19 protein-coding genes are annotated in these 17,306 nt (G+C 67.9%); 6 read left to right on the forward strand and 13 right to left on the reverse strand.

Annotation, left to right across the window (positions count from 1 at the left end; translation table 11 throughout):
• Positions 1–24: 24 nt before the first annotated feature.
• Entirely contained in the window at positions 25–468 is a 444-nt protein-coding gene (locus ACIP5Y_RS09145) for a transcriptional regulator (protein ID WP_400348964.1), read from the forward strand.
• Entirely contained in the window at positions 465–875 is a 411-nt protein-coding gene (locus tag ACIP5Y_RS09150) for a DUF3817 domain-containing protein (protein ID WP_400348965.1), read from the forward strand. Before ACIP5Y_RS09145 ends, ACIP5Y_RS09150 begins: the two co-directional genes overlap by 4 nt.
• A 116-nt stretch (positions 876–991) precedes the next feature.
• Here ACIP5Y_RS09150 and ACIP5Y_RS09155 read toward each other — a convergent pair whose 3' ends face one another.
• The 10 genes from ACIP5Y_RS09155 to clpS all read right to left on the reverse strand — a co-directional run bounded on the left by ACIP5Y_RS09155 (position 992) and on the right by clpS (position 7,843).
• Positions 992–1,597, reverse strand: coding sequence for a non-canonical purine NTP pyrophosphatase (locus ACIP5Y_RS09155; protein ID WP_400348967.1), 606 nt, complete (start codon positions 1,595–1,597; stop codon positions 992–994).
• Positions 1,597–2,367, reverse strand: coding sequence for a ribonuclease PH (gene rph / locus ACIP5Y_RS09160; protein ID WP_400348969.1), 771 nt, complete (start codon positions 2,365–2,367; stop codon positions 1,597–1,599). The genes ACIP5Y_RS09155 and rph overlap by 1 nt, the downstream gene beginning before the upstream one ends.
• 89 nt (positions 2,368–2,456) lie before the next feature.
• The gene (locus ACIP5Y_RS09165) at positions 2,457–3,221 is read right to left on the reverse strand and encodes a cyclic nucleotide-degrading phosphodiesterase (RefSeq protein WP_400349196.1); all 765 of its coding nucleotides are present in this window, start codon (positions 3,219–3,221) and stop codon (positions 2,457–2,459) included.
• Positions 3,222–3,289: 68 nt separating this feature from the next.
• Positions 3,290–3,991, reverse strand: a complete 702-nt coding sequence (locus tag ACIP5Y_RS09170; protein WP_400348971.1) for a rhomboid family intramembrane serine protease — start codon at positions 3,989–3,991, stop codon at positions 3,290–3,292.
• A 70-nt stretch (positions 3,992–4,061) separates the two neighbouring features.
• Complete coding sequence (locus ACIP5Y_RS09175; RefSeq protein ID WP_400348972.1) at positions 4,062–5,024, reverse strand: PLP-dependent cysteine synthase family protein; 963 nt, start codon at positions 5,022–5,024, stop codon at positions 4,062–4,064.
• Positions 5,025–5,026: 2 nt separating this feature from the next.
• Positions 5,027–5,305 (reverse strand): MoaD/ThiS family protein, encoded by a 279-nt coding sequence (locus ACIP5Y_RS09180; protein WP_400348974.1) that lies wholly within the window; start codon positions 5,303–5,305, stop codon positions 5,027–5,029.
• 32 nt (positions 5,306–5,337) lie between these two features.
• A complete protein-coding gene (locus tag ACIP5Y_RS09185; protein WP_400348976.1) occupies positions 5,338–5,760 on the reverse strand; it encodes a Mov34/MPN/PAD-1 family protein in 423 nt (140 codons plus the stop codon).
• 124 nt (positions 5,761–5,884) lie between these two features.
• A complete protein-coding gene (locus tag ACIP5Y_RS09190; protein WP_400348978.1) occupies positions 5,885–6,946 on the reverse strand; it encodes a P1 family peptidase in 1,062 nt (353 codons plus the stop codon).
• A gap of 12 nt (positions 6,947–6,958) precedes the next feature.
• The gene (locus ACIP5Y_RS09195; RefSeq protein WP_400348979.1) at positions 6,959–7,528 is read right to left on the reverse strand and encodes a DUF2017 domain-containing protein; all 570 of its coding nucleotides are present in this window, start codon (positions 7,526–7,528) and stop codon (positions 6,959–6,961) included.
• Positions 7,529–7,549: 21 nt separating this feature from the next.
• Positions 7,550–7,843: an ATP-dependent Clp protease adapter ClpS gene (clpS, locus tag ACIP5Y_RS09200; RefSeq protein ID WP_400349198.1), complete on the reverse strand. Its 294-nt coding sequence runs from the start codon at positions 7,841–7,843 to the stop codon at positions 7,550–7,552.
• A 181-nt stretch (positions 7,844–8,024) separates the two neighbouring features.
• Between clpS and ACIP5Y_RS09205 the strand changes: the two genes are divergently transcribed.
• Both ACIP5Y_RS09205 and ACIP5Y_RS09210 read left to right on the forward strand, forming a co-directional pair.
• A complete protein-coding gene (locus ACIP5Y_RS09205; protein ID WP_400348980.1) occupies positions 8,025–9,356 on the forward strand; it encodes a nicotinate phosphoribosyltransferase in 1,332 nt (443 codons plus the stop codon).
• Between the two features lie 72 nt (positions 9,357–9,428).
• Positions 9,429–9,998, forward strand: coding sequence for a nicotinamidase (locus tag ACIP5Y_RS09210; protein WP_400348982.1), 570 nt, complete (start codon positions 9,429–9,431; stop codon positions 9,996–9,998).
• Positions 9,999–10,015: 17 nt separating this feature from the next.
• On the opposite strand, the gene ACIP5Y_RS09215 is transcribed toward ACIP5Y_RS09210, so the two are convergent.
• Positions 10,016–10,465, reverse strand: coding sequence for a hypothetical protein (locus tag ACIP5Y_RS09215; protein WP_400348983.1), 450 nt, complete (start codon positions 10,463–10,465; stop codon positions 10,016–10,018).
• Positions 10,466–10,746: 281 nt separating this feature from the next.
• Between ACIP5Y_RS09215 and ACIP5Y_RS09220 the strand changes: the two genes are divergently transcribed.
• The gene (locus tag ACIP5Y_RS09220; RefSeq protein ID WP_400348985.1) at positions 10,747–12,810 is read left to right on the forward strand and encodes an ATP-dependent DNA helicase; all 2,064 of its coding nucleotides are present in this window, start codon (positions 10,747–10,749) and stop codon (positions 12,808–12,810) included.
• 152 nt (positions 12,811–12,962) lie between these two features.
• Here the strand turns inward: ACIP5Y_RS09220 and ACIP5Y_RS09225 are convergent, their stop codons facing one another.
• Positions 12,963–13,484, reverse strand: a complete 522-nt coding sequence (locus ACIP5Y_RS09225) for a DoxX family protein (RefSeq protein ID WP_400348987.1) — start codon at positions 13,482–13,484, stop codon at positions 12,963–12,965.
• 124 nt (positions 13,485–13,608) lie between these two features.
• Positions 13,609–14,976: an NCS2 family permease gene (locus ACIP5Y_RS09230; RefSeq protein ID WP_400348988.1), complete on the reverse strand. Its 1,368-nt coding sequence runs from the start codon at positions 14,974–14,976 to the stop codon at positions 13,609–13,611.
• Between the two features lie 270 nt (positions 14,977–15,246).
• Here ACIP5Y_RS09230 and ACIP5Y_RS09235 point away from each other — a divergent pair, with 270 nt between their 5' ends.
• Entirely contained in the window at positions 15,247–17,301 is a 2,055-nt protein-coding gene (locus ACIP5Y_RS09235) for an AMP-binding protein (RefSeq protein ID WP_400348989.1), read from the forward strand.
• Positions 17,302–17,306 lie beyond the last annotated feature (5 nt).

Here is a 17,306-nt window from a genome sequence, read left to right on the forward strand (position 1 = left end):
TAGTAGGGAGGTACCGTGGAGGGCGTGCCCGCTCCCAATCGCCGTCCGGCCCTGATCGTCTTCGTGGTCGTGGCTTCCGTGGCCTGCCTGGGCCTGGGGTATTGGCAGTGGACACGCTTCGAATCGGGCGGCGGGACTTATCAGAACCTCGGCTACGCACTGCAGTGGCCGCTGTTCGCCGGATTCTTCGTATGGGCCTACTTCCGGTTCGTGCGCCTCGAGCAGGACGCCGAACTGGAGAGCAACCCGCAACCGGAGCAGGCGGCGGAATCGCGGCCCCGGCGGCCGAAACCGGTCGCGCCGCGCGAGATTCCGGCGGGCATCCTGCCCGAACGCCCCACCGCGGCCCGGGACGACGATCCCGAACTCGCCGAATACAACAGGTACCTGGCCGAACTGCACGCCCTCGACATGGCCGAACAGGTCCGTGACGCCGGACTGCACAACATCGAAAGGAGCGCCGGTTGACCACCCGCGACAACTCCGCAGAAACCCCCGTCGCCGGTGAGACCGCCACCCTGGCGCCCCGGCCCCTCGGCGCGGCCACACCCGAGAAGATCCGCGGCGCGCTCGCCCGCTACCGCGCGCTCGCCTACATCACCGGTGTCTGGCTGCTCGTGCTCTGCGGCGAGATGGTCTACAAGTACCTGCTCATCTCCGACAGTCACTCCGCCCCGCACTGGCTGTTCTACATCGGCCAGGTCCACGGCATCTTCTACATGATCTACCTGGTCTTCACCATCGACCTGGGCATCAAGGCGCGCTGGAAGCCGGTCACCACCTTCCTGACCTGCCTCGCGGGCACGATCCCCTTCCTGTCCTTCGTCTTCGAGCACTGGCGCACCCGCGAGGTGCGCGCGGCGTTCTCGCTGTAGCGAACACTCGCAAAAGCAGAACGTGCCCCCGCCGAAGAATCGGCGGGGGCACGAATGTATTTGGGGGGGCGCGGGTGGGCCACCGGCTTGCGGCGGCCCGGTCTCCCACTGGTAATTCAGTTGTCTGCCAAGGCCGCCAGGGTCGGGAGGAGTTGGCGGAGGGCGCGGCCTCGGTGGGAGGCGGCGTCCTTTTCGGCGGGGGTGAGCTGGGCGGAGCTGATGTCGCCGCCCTCCGGGACGAAGAGCGGGTCGTAGCCGAAACCGCCGTCGCCCACCGGTTTCCGGTTGATGGCGCCGGGCCATTCGCCGCGGACCACTACCTCGAGGTCCGGGCCGACCAGCGCGCAGGCCGAGACGAACTGGGCGCCGCGGCGGTCGTCGGGGACGTCGCCGAGCTGGGCGAGCAACAGGGTGTTGTTGGCCTCGTCATTGCCGTGGGTGCCGGACCAGCGGGCCGAGAGCACGCCGGGCATGCCGTTCAGCGCATCCACCGCGATGCCGGAATCGTCTGCGACGCAGGGCATTCCGGTGGCCGCGAAGCCGTCGCGGGCCTTGGCGAGGGCGTTCTCCTCGAAGGTGGCGCCGGTTTCGGGGGCCTCGTCGTAGGGCGGGACGTCGTTCAGGCCGACGATCTCGATGCCCGCGATACCGGCCTCGTCCAGAATGCGGCGCAACTCGTTGAGCTTCTTGACATTCCGGCTGGCGACCAGAACCTTGCGCATTACTTCCGCTTCGATTCGGACGGCTCGGGCAGGGTGCCCGGGTACGGCAACGCGAGGGCTTCCTTCTGCACCACGAACAGCTGCTCGCAGCCGGCGAGGGCGGAGTCCAGCAGCTTGTCGAGGGTGGAGCGCGGGAAGGTGGCGCCCTCACCGGTGCCCTGGATCTCGACCAGGGTGCCGGTATCGGTGGCGACCACGTTCATATCGACCTCGGCGCGCGAATCCTCCTCGTAGGGCAGGTCCAGGCGCACGCGGCCGTCCACCACGCCGACGCTCACGGCGGCGATGGCGCAGGAGATGGGCTGCGGATCGGTGAGCTGCCCGGCGGCGGCCAGATAGGTGACGGCATCGGAGAGCGCGACATACGCGCCGGTGATGGCGGCGGTGCGGGTGCCGCCGTCGGCCTGCAGCACATCGCAGTCGATGGCGACGGTGTTCTCGCCGATGGTGGACAGGTCGATGCAGGCGCGCAGCGAGCGGCCGATCAGGCGGGAGATCTCCTGGGTGCGGCCACCGACCTTGCCCTTCACCGATTCCCGGCCGGACCGGGTGTGGGTGGCGGCGGGCAGCATCGCGTATTCCGCGGTCAGCCAGCCCAATCCGGAGTCACGCCGCCACGGCGGCACGCCATCGGTGACGCTGGCGGTGCACATCACCCGGGTTCCCCCGAACTCCACCAGCACCGACCCCGCCGGATGCGTGGTGAACCCTCGGGTGATCCTTACCTCGCGGAGTTCGTCATCCGCCCTGCCATCGGCTCGTTTCGACACGCGACACAGAGTAATCGCGAGGCAGGACGGAAAAGCACAAGCCCCGTACCTGAGGCACGGGGCTTGTGGGAGATCACATCCGGAGCAGGTCAGATCTCGAAGACTTCTCCCGGGGAGACAGCGTGGACCGGGCCGGGGAAAGCGGCCTTGGCCTCGGCGATTACGTCTTCTCGCGAGGTCCAGGGCGGGATGTGGGTGAGCAGCAGTTCGCCTACGCCGGCTTCGGCGGCGATCAGGCCCGCCTCGTGGCCGGAGAGGTGGATGCCCGGCGGGCGGTTGGCCGGGTCATGGGTCCAGGAGGCCTCGGAGAGCAGAACGTCTGCGCCGCGGGCCAGTTCGAAGACCTCGTCGCAGACCGCGGTGTCGCCGGTGTAGACCAGGGTGCGACCGGTGGCGGTGGTGATGCGCAGACCGTAGGACTCCGGCGGGTGGAACATGCGCCGCGCCTCGACGGTGTGCCCCGGACCGAATGCCACCTGATTGCCCGGCTGCCAGTGCCGCATGTCGATGACATCGGACCAGTCGTCGGTCTCGCCGCCGATCTCGGCGGAGGCATTGCCGATGCGCAGCGCGGTGTCGGAGGGGCCGTGCACGATGGCCTTACCCTCCGGCGGATTGGGGTGATACCGCCGCCAGACCAGCAGACCGGGCAGGTCCAGGCAATGGTCGGCATGCAGGTGGGTGAGGAAGATGTCCACTTCACCGGGGTCGAGGTGGCGCTGCAGCGCGCCCAGCACGCCCGGGCCGAAATCGATGACGGTCGGTGTCATATCGGGGCCGGTGAGCAGGTAACCCGACGCCGGGGAATCCGGGCCGGACACGCTGCCCGAGCACCCGAGGACGGTGAGGCGCATTCCCCCATGCTGCCACGCTGCTGTCTCACTCAAGGAGGGATCCCCCAAATCGCCGACCGGGTCTCGCGTCACCCCGATGACGCGAGACGGCCGGCTGTGGCCCCACGGCGATGACGACGTTCATCCCCAGAGAGTACCCATCCGGCAATCAAGCCACCCACCGCCCCGAAAAGATGTCCTTGCCAAGAGATTCCGGGGTTGCCGGGCAATATGCCGAGCAGAATCGAGCCGTACAGCAAACCCACGACCACCCCGATCACGATCTGCAGCACGTTGCGGGCGAACCACCCGTACGACACCAGATAGGTGAAGAAACCGAAGATCAGGATGGATGCGCCGATGGTCACGGAGTTCGACGGCGCGGTGAGCCACACGCCCAGACCGCCGATCACCCAGATAATGGCCGTCGCGGCGAGGCCGCGGCCGATGCCGGTCAGTAGCGTGAGCAGTCCCAGCACCACGAACGGCAGCGTGTTTCCGATCAGATGTTCCCAATTCGCGTGCAGCACAGGGGCAAAGATGATGCCGCTGAGCCCGTCCATGGTGCGCGGTTTCACACCGGCGCTGTCCAGATCATGATTCGAGACGGTGTCGACGCCCTCCACGCTGTACAGCAGTGCGGTCGCGCCGAGCGTGATCGCAATGGCGCGCTGCCACAGCAGCTTCAGCGCCGTACCGCTGGTGGATTTCGCCGTAGGGCTCAACTGCCCGCGTAAGCGCGTGATCCGATCCGGATCGAACGACGCTCCCATTCCGCTGCCGCCGCTCATGGCAAAACCTCCTAGTCCCGCCCCGCTGTCGAGCGTACCGGGGATCGGGAGCAGGAGGCGGCCACAGCTGTCAGGCCCAGAGTTGGCCGTCCAGTTTGTCTTCGGCTTCTTCGAGCGTGCCGCTGTATGCCCCGGTGGACAGGTACTTCCAGCCGGCATCGGCGACCACGAACGCGATATCGGCGCGCCGGCCCGCCTGCTGGGCCTTCTTCGCCACGCCCAGGGCCGCGTGCAGGATCGCACCGGTGGAGATGCCCGCGAAAATGCCCTCTTCCGAGACCAACTCACGCGTGCGGCGCACGGCGTCGTAGGGCCCGACCGAGAAACGGGAGGTCAGCACCGACTCGTCGTACAGCTCGGGCACGAAACCCTCGTCGAGGTTCCGCAGGCCGTAGACCAATTCGCCGTAGCGGGGTTCGGCGGCCACGATCTCGATGCCGGGCACCTTCTCCCGCAGGAAACGCCCGGTGCCCATGAGGGTTCCGGTGGTCCCCAGGCCCGCCACGAAGTGCGTGATCTCGGGCAGGTCGGCCAGGATCTCCGGACCGGTGGTCTCGTAGTGCGCGAGCGCGTTCGCCGGATTCCCGTACTGGTAGAGCATCACCCAGTCCGGATGCTCGGCCGCGATCCGCTTGGCCAGTGCGACGGCCTGATTGGAGCCGCCCGCCGCGGGTGAGTCGATGATCCGCGCACCGAACATGGTCAGCAGCTGACGCCGTTCGATCGAGGTGTTCTCCGGCATCACGCAGACCAGCCGATAGCCCTTGAGCTTCGCGGCCATGGCCAGCGAGATCCCGGTATTGCCGCTGGTCGGTTCCAGAATCGTGCAGCCGGGGGTGAGCCGCCCGTCGGCCTCGGCCTGCTCGATCATGCGCAGCGCCGGGCGGTCCTTGATGGACCCGGTCGGGTTGCGGTCCTCGAGCTTGGCCCACAACCGCACATGATCTTCGCCGTCCCAGTGCGGCGACAGGCGCTGCAGCCCGACCAGCGGCGTATTACCCAGCGTCGCGATCAGCGACTCGTAGCGTGCCACGGTCAGCGCGCGCCGCCGGCGACCGCCGGAAGGATGGTGACGGTGCCGTTCTGCGGCACCTCGGCCTCGAGTCCGCCGGTGAAACGCACGTCCTCGTCGTCGATGTAGATATTGACGTAGCGGTTGAGCTTGCCGTCGGTGAGCAGCCGCTCCTTGAGGCCCGTGAAGTTGGCCTCGAGATCGTCGATGACCGCCGCCAGGGTGGCGCCCTCGGCCTGAACACGCTTCTCGCCCTTGGTGATCGGACGCATGATGGTCGGGATGGACACGGTGACCGGCATGATGGGAACTCCTTGTCTACTCGGCGCCCGGATTACGGGGCGCCGTAGGCGGTGACGATCTCGACGGGCTCTTCCTGGACCTGCCCGTCGATGATGCGGTAACTGCGCACTTCGTGCTGTTCGGGATCGCGGGTGGAGATCAGCACGTAGTGGGCATCGGGTTCGGAGGCATAGGAGATATCGGTGCGGCTCGGGTACGCCTCGGTCGCGGTGTGCGAGTGGTAGACCACCACCGGTTCCTCGTCGGCATCGTCCATGGCGCGCCACACCTTCAGCTGCTCACCGGAGTCGAAACGGTAGAAGGTGGGCGAACGCTCCGCATTGACCATGGGCACGAAGCGTTCCGGCCGATCGGAACCCTCGGGACCGGCGATGACGCCGCAGGCCTCGTCGGGGTGGTCGGCGCGCGCGTGCGCGACCATCGCCTCCACCAGGTCGGCCCTGATCACCAGCACAGTCGCATCCTTCCGCCTCCGACGCGGCCCGGCCGTACGGCCGAAACGCTGTCGTCAACAGGTGAGAATATGCGGCTATTCCCCGTGCAGCCGATCACACCCCGGGCGGGCGCCGCGAAAGGGGCTACGCGCCGAGGAGATCGCGGTATGCCGGAATCCCGGCCACCGAGCGAGCGGACAGGATCGCGTCCACGATGGCGCGTTCGACACAGACCGCGGCGGCCGTGCACAGCTGATCCAGCACCAGCAGATCCGCCGGGAAGGCGGGTGGCAGCGGAAAGCCGGGCGGCTGTTCGGCGGTGCCGGTGGCGAGGACGAAGAGGGTGTCGCCGTCCAGCGGGGAATGGGCCGGCCGGATGGCGCGGGCCAGGCCGTCGTGGGCGGTGGTGGCGATGCGGCGGCACGCCGACGGGTCGAGCGCGGCATCGGTGGCGATGACGCCGATGGTGGTGTTGAGGACCGTGCCCTTCACGGGTAGCGCATTGGCCGCGGCGAGTTGTGCCTCGGTGGCGGGGCGAAGCCCGAAGTGATCGGGGCCGTCCGTGCCGGTGCCCCACGGCAATCCGGTGCGCGGGTCGAAGACCGAGCCGACCGGATTGGCGACGACCAGCGCACCGATGGTGAGTCCCGCTGCCGGGCCGTCGCTGAAACGCACACTCGCCGTGCCGATTCCACCCTTGAGGGAACCGGCGCGCGCACCGACTCCCGCACCCGCGCAACCTCGCTCGAAGTCCTGCCCCGCGTCGTCCGCGGCGAGGAAGCCGAAGTCGGCGGTGGGCCGAATGTCCCACGCCCCCACCGGAAGATCGAAGATCACCGCGCCCGGCACGATAGGTACGACGCGCGAAGGATCGGCAGGATCCATGGGGATCCCTTCCTTGTGCTCCTCGAGCCAGCGCATGACGCCGTCCGCGGCGGCCAGACCGTAGGCGCTGCCGCCGGTGAGTAGTACGGCATCGACCTGTCGCACAGTGTTTTTCGGATCGAGCAGGTCGGTTTCCCGGGTCCCGGGCCCGCCGCCGCGCACGTCCACGGCGGCGGTGGCGCCACCGGGTACCCGGATCACGGTGCAGCCGGTGGCCGCGCCGGATCCCAGGGTCGCGTCCTCATCGAGTACGTGATGGTGTCCGACCAGTACGCCGGTGACGTCGGTGATCGAATTCCGTGGTCCGGCAACGTTGTTCACGAAGAGGCCCTTCTACGGTGCGAGCGCCTGCAGCAGGGAGTCCTGCATCCAGGTGAGCCAGTGGTAGACCTCGAGGCTGGGGGCGCGCGGGTCGTCGGGGTCCAGCTGGTCGGGTGAATCGGCATTCACGCCGAGAGCGGTGCCGAGGGCGAGGCGGACATCGTTGAGGGCATTGAGCCAGGCGTCGGCCTGTTCCTGATTGAGCACGATCTTGCCGCCCTGTGGCGGCAGGGTTTCCAGGATCACCAGGCCGGCGGCCACTTTGGTGTCGATGATCTCGGGTTCGTGCAGGCTGCGCAGGGCGCTGTTGAGGTCGGCGCGGTCGGCGTCGGGGGATCCGGGTTCGGAGCGATGGAAATCGGGTAGCAACCGGTGTAATCGGGGATCGTCGGGCGGCGTCGTGTTGCCCGGTTGTAGCCCGGTGAGGGCGGCGAGGTCGTCCTCGGGTGCCGAGCTGGCCCGATCGGTCAGGAGACCGGTGACGGCGCCGACGAGGGAGCGCAGTATCTCCGCCTCGTGGGCGTCCATTTCCGAACGGAGCTTCAGCCCGCCCAGGGAGTTCTTTCTGCTCCACTTCCGCACGGAGCTACCGTAACCGTCCGCTCATTGGTCACGCTGCATGGTCGCCCATAGCCCGGCGGCGTGCAGGCGTTGCACGTCGTGTTCCATCTTGTCGCGGGAGCCGGACGACACCACGGCCTTGCCCTCGTTGTGCACCTTGAGCATCAACTCGGTTGCCTTGGCTTTGCTGTAGCCGAAGAGCTTCTGGAAAATGTAGGTGACGTAGTGCATGAGATTGACCGGATCGTCCCAGACCACGGTCACCCACGGCCGGTCCTCGGCCTCCAGGATCTCGGTGTATTCGATCGCCTCGGGTGCCGCCTGTGAAGCCGACATCGTCCCGTTCACGACGGCCGGACCGCCGACGACCCGGACCACGTCTTCCTTGCACAGACCCATGACAATCAGGGTACGACGAGGCTCCGCAGAAACAACAGTCTGTACGACACGCCGAGGAAAGCGCAGGGACGCGCCGTACGACGTGGGCGGCATACAAGGCGCGCCGGTCTCCGCGCGTATGCCTACAGTGGGTCTCGTGAAGATCAGTGACGGGGTGACCAGTACGGCTCTGCTGACGGATCAGTACGAGCTGACCATGCTCGCGGCGGCGCTGGCCGACGGATCCGCGAACCGGCGCTGCACTTTCGAGGTATTCGCCCGCAGGTTGCCGAACGGCCGGCGCTACGGCGTGGTTGCCGGCACCGGCCGGTTGCTGGCCGCGCTGCCCGAATTCCGTTTCGGGGAGCCGGAACTCGCGATCGTCGCGCGGTTCCTGGATGCCCGCACCGTGGAGTGGCTGCGCGATTACCGGTTCACCGGTGAGATCGACGGCTACCGCGAGGGCGACCTCTACTTCCCCGGCTCCCCCATCCTCACCGTGCGCGGCACCTTCGCCGAATGCGTGCTGCTGGAAACCCTCATCCTGTCGATCTACAACCACGACAGCGCGATTGCCGCCGCGGCCACCCGCATGGTCAGCGCCGCCGGCGGCCGCCGCATGATCGAGATGGGTTCCCGCCGCACCCACGAACTGGCCGCGCCGGCCAGCGCCCGCGCCGCCTACCTGGCCGGTTTCGACGCCACCTCGAACCTGGAGGCCGCCCGCAGTTTCGGCGTGCCGAGCGCGGGCACCAGCGCACACGCCTTCACACTGCTGCACTCCGGCGCGGACGGCTCGCACGAGGCGGACGCCTTCCGCAGTCAGGTGGCGGCCCTCGGCGTCGGCACCACCCTGCTGGTGGACACCTTCGACATCACTCGGGGCGTGGCGACCGCCATCGAGGTGGCCGGACCCGAATTGGGCGGCGTGCGCATCGATTCCGGCGATCTGGGCGTGCTGGCCCGGCAGGTGCGGGAACAGCTCGACGCGCTGGGCGCGGTGCGCACCCGCATCGTGGTGTCCGGGGACCTGGACGAGTACGCCATCGCCTCGCTGCGCGCCGAACCCGTGGACGTCTACGGCGTCGGCACCTCGCTGGTCACCGGTTCGGGCGCGCCGACCGCGGGCATGGTCTACAAGCTGGTCGAGGTGGAGGGCGTGCCGGTCTCGAAACGCAGCTCCCACAAGGAGTCCCGCGGCGGCACCAAGCGTGCCGTGCGGCTGTCCCGCCGCACCGGCACCCTGGTCGAGGAGATCGTCTACCCGGCGGGCGCGGAACGGCCCGCCCCCAATGGCTACGACATTCAGGACCTGCAGATTCCGCTGGTGCGCAAGGGCGAGACGCTCGCCGGGCAGCCCACTTTGCAGGAGGGCCGGGAACTGGTCGCGCAGGGCCTGATCCGGCTGCCGTGGGAGGGCCTGAAGCTCTCCGCGGGCGAGCCCGCCATCCCCACCACATTCCTGGGCTGAGTGGCGGCGCGGCACCATGCGATACGAGAATCGAACCGTCCTGGTTCACCCATCGGCTCCGGGAGGAAACGCATGAGCCGCGCCCTGATCGTCGTCGACGTACAGAACGATTTCTGCGAGGGCGGATCCCTCGCCGTCGCGGGCGGCGCGGCGGTGGCCGAGCGCATCAGCGAATACCTGGGCGTCTCGGACTATTCCGCCGTGGTGGCGACCCGCGACTTCCACATCGACCCGGGCGCGCACTTCTCCGCGACGCCCGACTACGTGGACTCCTGGCCGCCGCACTGCCGGGTCGGCACGCCGGGCGCGGAATTCCATCCGAACCTGACGGTGGCGCCCATCGAGGAGGTCTTCTCCAAAGGCGCCTACACCGCGGCCTATTCGGGCTTCGAGGGCACCGCCTCCGACGGCAGCACCACCCTGGCGGACTGGTTGCGCGACCGCGAGATCGATGCGGTGGACGTGTGCGGCATCGCCACCGACCACTGCGTCCGCGCCACCGCCCTGGACGCCAAGGCCGAGGGCTTCGACACCCGCGTCCTGCTGGGCCTCACCGCCGCGGTCTCCCCCGCCACCCTGGACACCGCGCTGGGCAAGCTGCGCGCCGCGGGCGTGGAACTGGCCGGGACGCTGGAGAACTGATCACGCGGCAGAACTGATCACGCGGCGACGGCCACCCGGCGGTCGCGCACGGCCAGCACCATGACGAGAACCGTGGCCACCAGGTAGAGGCCGAGAGCCGCCTCGGCGAGCGTGCCGAGGGCGCCGGCCGCGGCCTCCGACACCTGGGCATTACCGGTCACCAGGCGGGCCAGCGGAACCCAGCGGTCGTCGGCATTGTCGGTGAAATCGGCGATCGAACCGGAGAACACGAACAGCGCCAGATCGGCCACCGCGAGCGCGGACAAGGTGCGGGTCCGCCACCGGGAAGGTTCGGTCGCCGACAGGAGAATCGTCGCCACCAGTAGCGGCGTACCGACCACCGCCATGAAGGCCCATCCGATGGGAGTGAGGAACAGAATGACGAGCCACCACCCGCCCGCCAGGAATCGCACCGCCAGAGCCACGAACACCACGAACATCTGAATCCCCCACAGCAGACCGCGCATCACCCTCCACCTTTCCGAGTCGGTCACTTGTCCCGACCGACCTTTCCGAACAGAAGCGTGCTGCGGATGCGCGGAGCTACCCCCACAGGTAGGTAGTCCTACCCCCAAGTTCGCGGCCGTCTCGATTCTGGACTGAGTGGAGCGGGGGAGCGAAGCGGAGGAGCGAAGCGGAGGAGCGGAGGGAGGGAAGAATCGAGACTTCAGGGCCGCGAACCCGCCCGCAGCGAAGCGGAGGGCAGAAGATACAGAGCTTGTCGGACAAGAGCAGTAATCTGGCGGCCGTGCCTGAACTCCCTCCCGTTCCCAAGCTGTTGGCCACCGCGGTGCAGGCACTCGGGGGTAAGGAGCGAAAAGGCCAGCAGACCATGTCCGCGGCGGTGGCTCATGCCATCGATACCGGCGAGCATCTGGCCGTGCAGGCGGGGACCGGTACCGGTAAGTCACTCGCGTATCTGGTGCCGAGTCTGCGGCATGCGGTGCGGACCGGGCGCACCGTCGTGGTGTCGACGGCCACCATCGCGCTGCAGCGGCAGCTGGTGGACCGGGACCTACCCCGGCTCTCCGAGGCCCTCGCGGGCGCGCTGGGCCGGGTGCCGCAGTTCGCGATCCTCAAGGGGCGCAACAACTATCTGTGCCTGAACAAGATCAATAGCGCGCTCACCGACGAGCCCGCCGAGGCGGAGCTCTTCGACGCGTTCGCCATCTCCCGGCTCGGCCGCGAGGTGCAGCGCCTGCACGAGTGGGTGTCCGACACCGAGAACGGCGACCGCGACGAGCTCACTCCCGGCGTGAGCGACCGCGCCTGGCGGCAGGTGAGCGTGAGTTCCCGTGAGTGCATGGGCAAGTCGCGCTGCCCGTTCGGGCAGGACTGTTTCGCCGAGAAGGCGCGCGCGGAGGCCGGGCAGGCCGATGTGGTGGTCACCAATCACGCCTTGCTGGCCATCGACGCCATCAGCGGCATCCAGGTGCTGCCCGAGCACGATGTGGTGGTCATCGACGAGGCGCACGAACTGGTCGACCGGGTCACCGGCGTGGCCACCGCGGAACTCTCCACCGGCGGCATCAGCGCCGCCGCCAAGCGCTGCGCGAAGCTGATCGACGAGCAGGAAGTGGATCGGCTGGAAGGAGCGGCCGAGGCCTGGCACGGCCTGCTCGACGAGCTGAACCCGGGCCGCTGGGACCGGATGCCCGACGGCGCGGCCCCCGTGCTGGCGCTCATTCGCGATGCCGCCTGGAATGCCCGCACGGCGCTGAATCCGCAGGGTTCCTCGGCGCCGCAAGGAGATCCGGAGGGTGCGGCGGCCCGCAATCAGGCCCTCGCCGCCATCGAGGAGATTCACGATGCCGCCGTGCGCGTGCTCGAGACCTTCGACGAACCGGATCCGGCCGCGCACCGCGATGTCATCTGGCTGGCCTCGGACGAGGTGCGCGGGGTCGCCCGCCGCACCCTGCACATGGCCCCGCTGTCGGTGGGCGGGCTGCTGCGCAGCCGCCTGTTCGGTACCGCCACAGTCGTTTTGACCTCGGCGACGCTGCAGATCGGCGGTTCCTTCGACAATCTGGCCGTGACGTGGGGCCTGCCGCCGCAGTCGGCGAGCAAGGTGGACCCGGCGCTGGCCAATGGCGCGGAGGCGCCCTCGGACGACAAGAAGCTGAACTGGAATTCGGTGGACGTGGGCTCGCCATTCGACCACGCCAAGTCCGGAATCCTGTATGTGGCAAAGCATCTGCCCGCGCCGGGCCGCGACGGTCTGCCGCCCGCCTACCTGGACGAGATAGAGCGGCTCATGATCGCCGCCGGCGGCCGCACCCTGGGCCTGTTCTCCTCCATGCGGGCGGCGAAGGCGGCCACCGAGCTGCTGCGCGAGCGATTGGATACGCCGATCCTTTGCCAGGGTGACGATGCCACCGGCGCGCTGGTGCGGAAATTCGCGGAGGATTCGGAAACCTCACTGTTCGGCACGCTTTCGCTGTGGCAGGGCGTGGACGTTCCGGGGCCTTCGCTGAGCCTGGTTATCCTGGACCGTATTCCGTTCCCGCGACCGGATGATCCGCTGTTGGTGGCACGCCAGCGCGCGGTGGAATCGCGGGGCGGCAATGGTTTTCTCTCGATCGCCGCGAATCATGCGGCATTGCTGTTGGCGCAGGGCACGGGACGCCTGCTACGCAGCGTCGATGACCGCGGAGTAATAGCAATTCTCGATTCCCGGCTGGCCACGGCGCGCTATGGCGGATATCTCCGGGCATCGCTGCCGCCTTATTGGGAAACGTCCGATCCGCAGGTCGTGACAAAGGCTTTGGAGAGACTGACAAAGAGTGTCCCGCAAATGAAATCGAGCTTGTGAGAACAGTCACAGGCCTGGTGCCTAACTTCCAATCAGAAGTAAATTGGCACTCGATACTCCGGTGACCCCCCAATTCCCACATCGGATGTGTCCGTCGTCCCCGCGCCAAGCCCTGCACGCGGCGCGGGGACCCAGAACTTTTGGGAGACCGCCTATTTCACGGCGAGGGTGAGCAGACCCGCCACGACGGCCAGCGCCACGGCGCCCGCTCCCCACACGAGGCCCTGCCGCTGCCACGGCCGGCCGGCATCCAGCGAGAACCGGCCCGGCCCGGTGAAGGCGATCGCGATCACCGCGATGCCGTAGACCGTGGGCAGTTCCCACATCGCGAAGCCGCCCTGCCAGGAGCTGTTGAAGGCGTTCACCATGGTGCCCAGCGCGATCGCGGCGGCCAGCGGCGTGAGCAGGCCCAGCGCCAGCAGCAGGCCGCCGGTGACCTCGCTCAGGCCCGCGAGGGCGGCGAAGAACTTGCCGGGGTGGTAGCCCATGCCCTCGAAGGCGCCCGCGGTGGCATTCAGGCCGTAACCGTTGAACCACCCGAACAGTTTCTGGCTGCCGTGCACGGCGAGCAGGCCGCCGAAGCCGACGCGGAGGACGAGGAGGCCGATGTCCGAGGCGCTGATATCGGCGGCAATGCGGGCGGTGGATCGATCGGTAACGGCGGGTGCGGTCATCGGCGTTCTCCTCGACTATCGGTCTGCGGTGGGCAGCGTCGAGTATAAACGGACCACGGTCCGAATTGCGAGACCAAACGGACCCCAGTCCGATTAGAACCCGCCGATATCCGGACCGCCCCCGCTACTTCGCCAGGAACCAGAAGTACGACACGAATACCGCCATCAGCACCCACATGACCGGATGCACCTCGCGCGCCCGGCCCTTCGCCACCATGACCACCGGATAGAACAGCAGGCCCATGGCGATGCCATTGGCGATGGAATAGGTCAGCGGCATCATCACCACGGTGATGAACGCCGGAATCGCGTATTCCAAACGGTTCCACTCGATCTCACCGAGCGCGCGGGCCATCAGCACGCCCACCACGATGAGCGCCGGCGCGGTCACCGCGGGCACGCCCGCGACCACCGCGAACAGCGGGAAGAAGAACATGGCGATCAGGAACCAGAACGCGGTGGACACCGCGGTGAGACCGGTGCGCCCGCCGGCGGACACGCCCGCGGTGGATTCGACGTACGCGGTGGTGGTCGAGGTGCCGATGATGGCGCCCGCGGCGGTGCCGATGGAGTCGGCCGCGAGGGCCTGCCCGGCACGTTCCAGCTTGCCGTCCTTGCCGAGCAGCCCGGCCTGGTTGGCGACGCCGATCAAAGTGCCGGAGGCATCGAAGAAGTCGACGAACAGCATGGTCAGCACCACGATGGCCATCTGACCGTAGAAGGCGTCCGGCAGATGGATGATGGCCTGTCCGAAGGTCTTGTCGAGGCCGTGCGGCAGGGCGGCGACGGTGTCGGGCAGCTTCACCAGTCCACAGACGATGCCGACGACGGTGGTGGAGAGAATGCCGTACAGCACCGCGCCGTGCCAGCCCAGCACCAGGAAGACGACGGTGACCAGCAGGCCGAACACCGCGAGCAGGGTGGTGCCGTGGTGGAAGTTGCCCAGATGCACGAAGGTGGCGTCGTTGGCGACCACGATGCCGGCGTTCTTGAGGCCGAGGAAGGCCACGAACAGGCCGATGCCGGCGCCGACGGCCAGCTTCATCTGCATGGGGATGGCGTCGATGATCTTCTCGCGGACCTTGGTGATCGCGAGCACGAAGAAGATGATGCCGGAGAGCAAGGTGCCCGAAAGTGCTTCCTGCCAAGGGATTCCCATGGTCAGGATGACCGTATAGGCGAAGAAGGCATTGAGGCCCATGCCGGGCGCGAGCGCGACCGGGTACTTGGCCCACAGGCCCATGACCAGCGTGCCGACCACGGCGGCGACGGCGGTCGCGGTGAAGACCGCCTGCATCGGCATGCCCTTGGCGCCCAGTGCGCCACCGGCGTGATCGCCGAGGATCGCCGGGTTCACGGCGAGCACGTAGGACATGGCCAGGAAGGTCACGGTGCCGGCCATGAGCTCGCGCTTGACGGTGGATCCGTGCGCGCTGATGCCGAAGTACGCGTCGACGCGCCCCTTGGTGCGCGTGAGGACGTCGCTGGTCATTGTTGTGCTGTCTCCAGTCGGCGGGAGGGTAGAAGATGCCGTCGGAACCGTAGCTGGTCGGATCCGTCGAACCGAAACCCGGTGTGGCGAATCGTGAGCAATCGCACCTGCCTGATCTTCGATTTCGCGGTGCGACCTGCGCAATCAACCGGCAATTAAAATAGCTACCGGCCGGTAATTACAGAGTCTTGACCGGAACTGTCTGAGACGTTACAAATACGTAATCAGCCGGGGCTTGTGGGGTACCGGCGAGCGAGAAGTTGCACGCCTGTGGTTACCGACATCATCGATGTGGTCGTGGAATTCGCGATCGCCCGCAAAGCAATCTGGGATGTGCTCGTCGAGCCACAGACCTACCCCCGGCTCTTCGCCGGTATCGGCGCCTGCGACCAACTGGACGCCAACGACGAACATCCGACCCTGAACCTGCGCGTCGGCGGCGAGGGCCTCGAGATCCGGATGCTGCAGGTCCAGCTCCGCATCGGCCGCGAGGGCGACAGCTTCGAACTGCACTGCCCGGCGCACGGCAGTTTCGCCACCGTCAAGCTGCGCGAAACCGGTGGAATGACACGGGTTTACGTCACCTACTTCAAAGCGGCGCGGGTGCATCCGCTACTCGAGCAACTGCCCAATCAGTCGGTCGTGGCGTGGACGATGGCGGGTCTGAAACGCGTCGAGGACCTGATCCACGGCGCGCCCACCTCGGTCCTCGTGAACGGCGAGGATTCGCCGATGAAACTTCAGGCCGGGGTCGCCAAGCGCATGGTCATGTCCGGCGTGGTACGCACCTTCCGGCCGGACGTGGGCCTCAAACAGCTGGGCAGCCTGGCGAAGTGGGGCTTCAGCATGGCCGGCGGCTATGCGGCGGCGGCCGCGCACTCACCGCAACAGGCCGCCATCATCGACGACCGGTTCACCAGCAGCTTCGAACAATTGCACTCCCGCAGCAACGCGCTGGCGGGCGCGCTGACGGCGCTCGGATTCGGCGGGACGACGATCGGGCTGTTGTGCCGCAACCACACCGGCATGGTCGAGTGCATGGTGGCGGCGGGCAAGGCCGGCGCCGACGCGGTGCTCTTGAACACCGGGCTGCCCGCGCGGCAGATCGAGGAGATCGTGCAACGGCATTCGCTCTCGGCGTTGTTCGTGGACAGCGAATTCGAGCAGCTGGTGCGGTATCTGCCGGCGGCCCTGCCGCGCTTCACCACCGACGAACCCCCGTATCCGATACCCGGGCGCAGCACGCTCGAGGATCTCATCGCCATGCGCCGGCCGCCGGAGAAGAAGCCGCCGCGGGCCGGGCGGCTGATCGTGCTCACCTCCGGCACCAGTGGGACGCCCAAGGGCGCGAAACGCCCGCACCCCAAGGGTTTCGGGACGGTGGCGGCGCTGCTGTCGCGGATCCCGTTCACCACCGGCGAGATCATGTACGTGCCGTCGCCGCTGTTCCACACCTGGGGACTGGCGGCATTGCAGATCTCCACGGCCATCCGGGCGACCGTGGTGCTGGGCGATCGCTTCGACGCCGAGGACTGCCTGCGGCGCATCGCCGAGCACCGGGTGACCGCGCTGATCGTGGTGCCGGTCATGGTGAACCGGATCCTGGACCTGCCCAAGCACGTCCGCGACCGCTACGACCTGTCCAGCCTGCGCGTGGTGGCCAGCTGCGGGGCGCCGATCGCCGGGGCGACGGTGCTGGGCTTCCTGGAGGCCTTCGGCGACGTGCTCTACAACATCTACGGTTCGACCGAGGTGTCCTGGGCGTCCATCGCCGATCCCGCGGACCTGCGCATGTCACCCACCACCGCGGGCCGCCCGCCGCTGGGCACCAGACTCGGTGTGCTGGGCCCGGATCGGCGGCCGCTGCCGGTGGGCCTGACGGGCCGCATCTTCGTCGGCAATCACATGCTCTTCGACGGCTACACCGACGCGACCCCGCCCGACGAGGCCGACGGCATGCTGGACACCGGCGATATCGGCTATCTGGACGCCTCCGGGAAACTGTTCGTGGCCGGCCGCGACGACGAAATGATCATCTCCGGCGGCGAGAACGTCTTCCCGCGCGCGGTCGAGGAGGCGCTGTCGCATCTCCCGCAGGTCAGTGAGGTCGCCGTGGTCGGCGTTCCGGACCATGAATTCGGTCAGCGCCTGGCCGCTTTCGTCGTGAAGCGCCCCGGTTCCGGATTGGACTCGGAGATGATCCGCAATTACATCCGGCATCGGGTGAGTCGTTTCTCCGTCCCCCGCGATGTCACCTTCCTGGACGCGCTGCCCCGCAACGCGACCGGCAAGATCCTCAAACGCACCCTGGTCGTGCCCACCTGACCTGC

Origin of the sequence: Nocardia sp. NPDC088792 (assembly GCF_044750615.1) — a bacterium.
GTDB lineage: Bacteria > Actinomycetota > Actinomycetes > Mycobacteriales > Mycobacteriaceae > Nocardia.

Excerpts from the sequence above, each read along its gene's own strand:
- ACIP5Y_RS09155 (WP_400348967.1), bottom strand. The coding sequence starts at position 1,597 with ATGCGCAAGGTTCTGGTCGCCAGCCGGAATGTCAAGAAGCTCAACGAG.
- ACIP5Y_RS09165 (WP_400349196.1), bottom strand. The coding sequence starts at position 3,221 with ATGCGCCTCACCGTCCTCGGGTGCTCGGGCAGCGTGTCCGGCCCGGAT.
- ACIP5Y_RS09170 (WP_400348971.1), bottom strand. The coding sequence starts at position 3,991 with ATGAGCGGCGGCAGCGGAATGGGAGCGTCGTTCGATCCGGATCGGATC.
- ACIP5Y_RS09180 (WP_400348974.1), bottom strand. The coding sequence starts at position 5,305 with ATGCCGGTCACCGTGTCCATCCCGACCATCATGCGTCCGATCACCAAG.
- clpS (WP_400349198.1), bottom strand. The coding sequence starts at position 7,843 with ATGTCGGCTTCACAGGCGGCACCCGAGGCGATCGAATACACCGAGATC.
- ACIP5Y_RS09205 (WP_400348980.1), top strand. The coding sequence starts at position 8,025 with ATGCCTACAGTGGGTCTCGTGAAGATCAGTGACGGGGTGACCAGTACG.
- ACIP5Y_RS09210 (WP_400348982.1), top strand. The coding sequence starts at position 9,429 with ATGAGCCGCGCCCTGATCGTCGTCGACGTACAGAACGATTTCTGCGAG.
- ACIP5Y_RS09215 (WP_400348983.1), bottom strand. The coding sequence starts at position 10,465 with ATGCGCGGTCTGCTGTGGGGGATTCAGATGTTCGTGGTGTTCGTGGCT.
- ACIP5Y_RS09225 (WP_400348987.1), bottom strand. The coding sequence starts at position 13,484 with ATGACCGCACCCGCCGTTACCGATCGATCCACCGCCCGCATTGCCGCC.
- ACIP5Y_RS09230 (WP_400348988.1), bottom strand. The coding sequence starts at position 14,976 with ATGACCAGCGACGTCCTCACGCGCACCAAGGGGCGCGTCGACGCGTAC.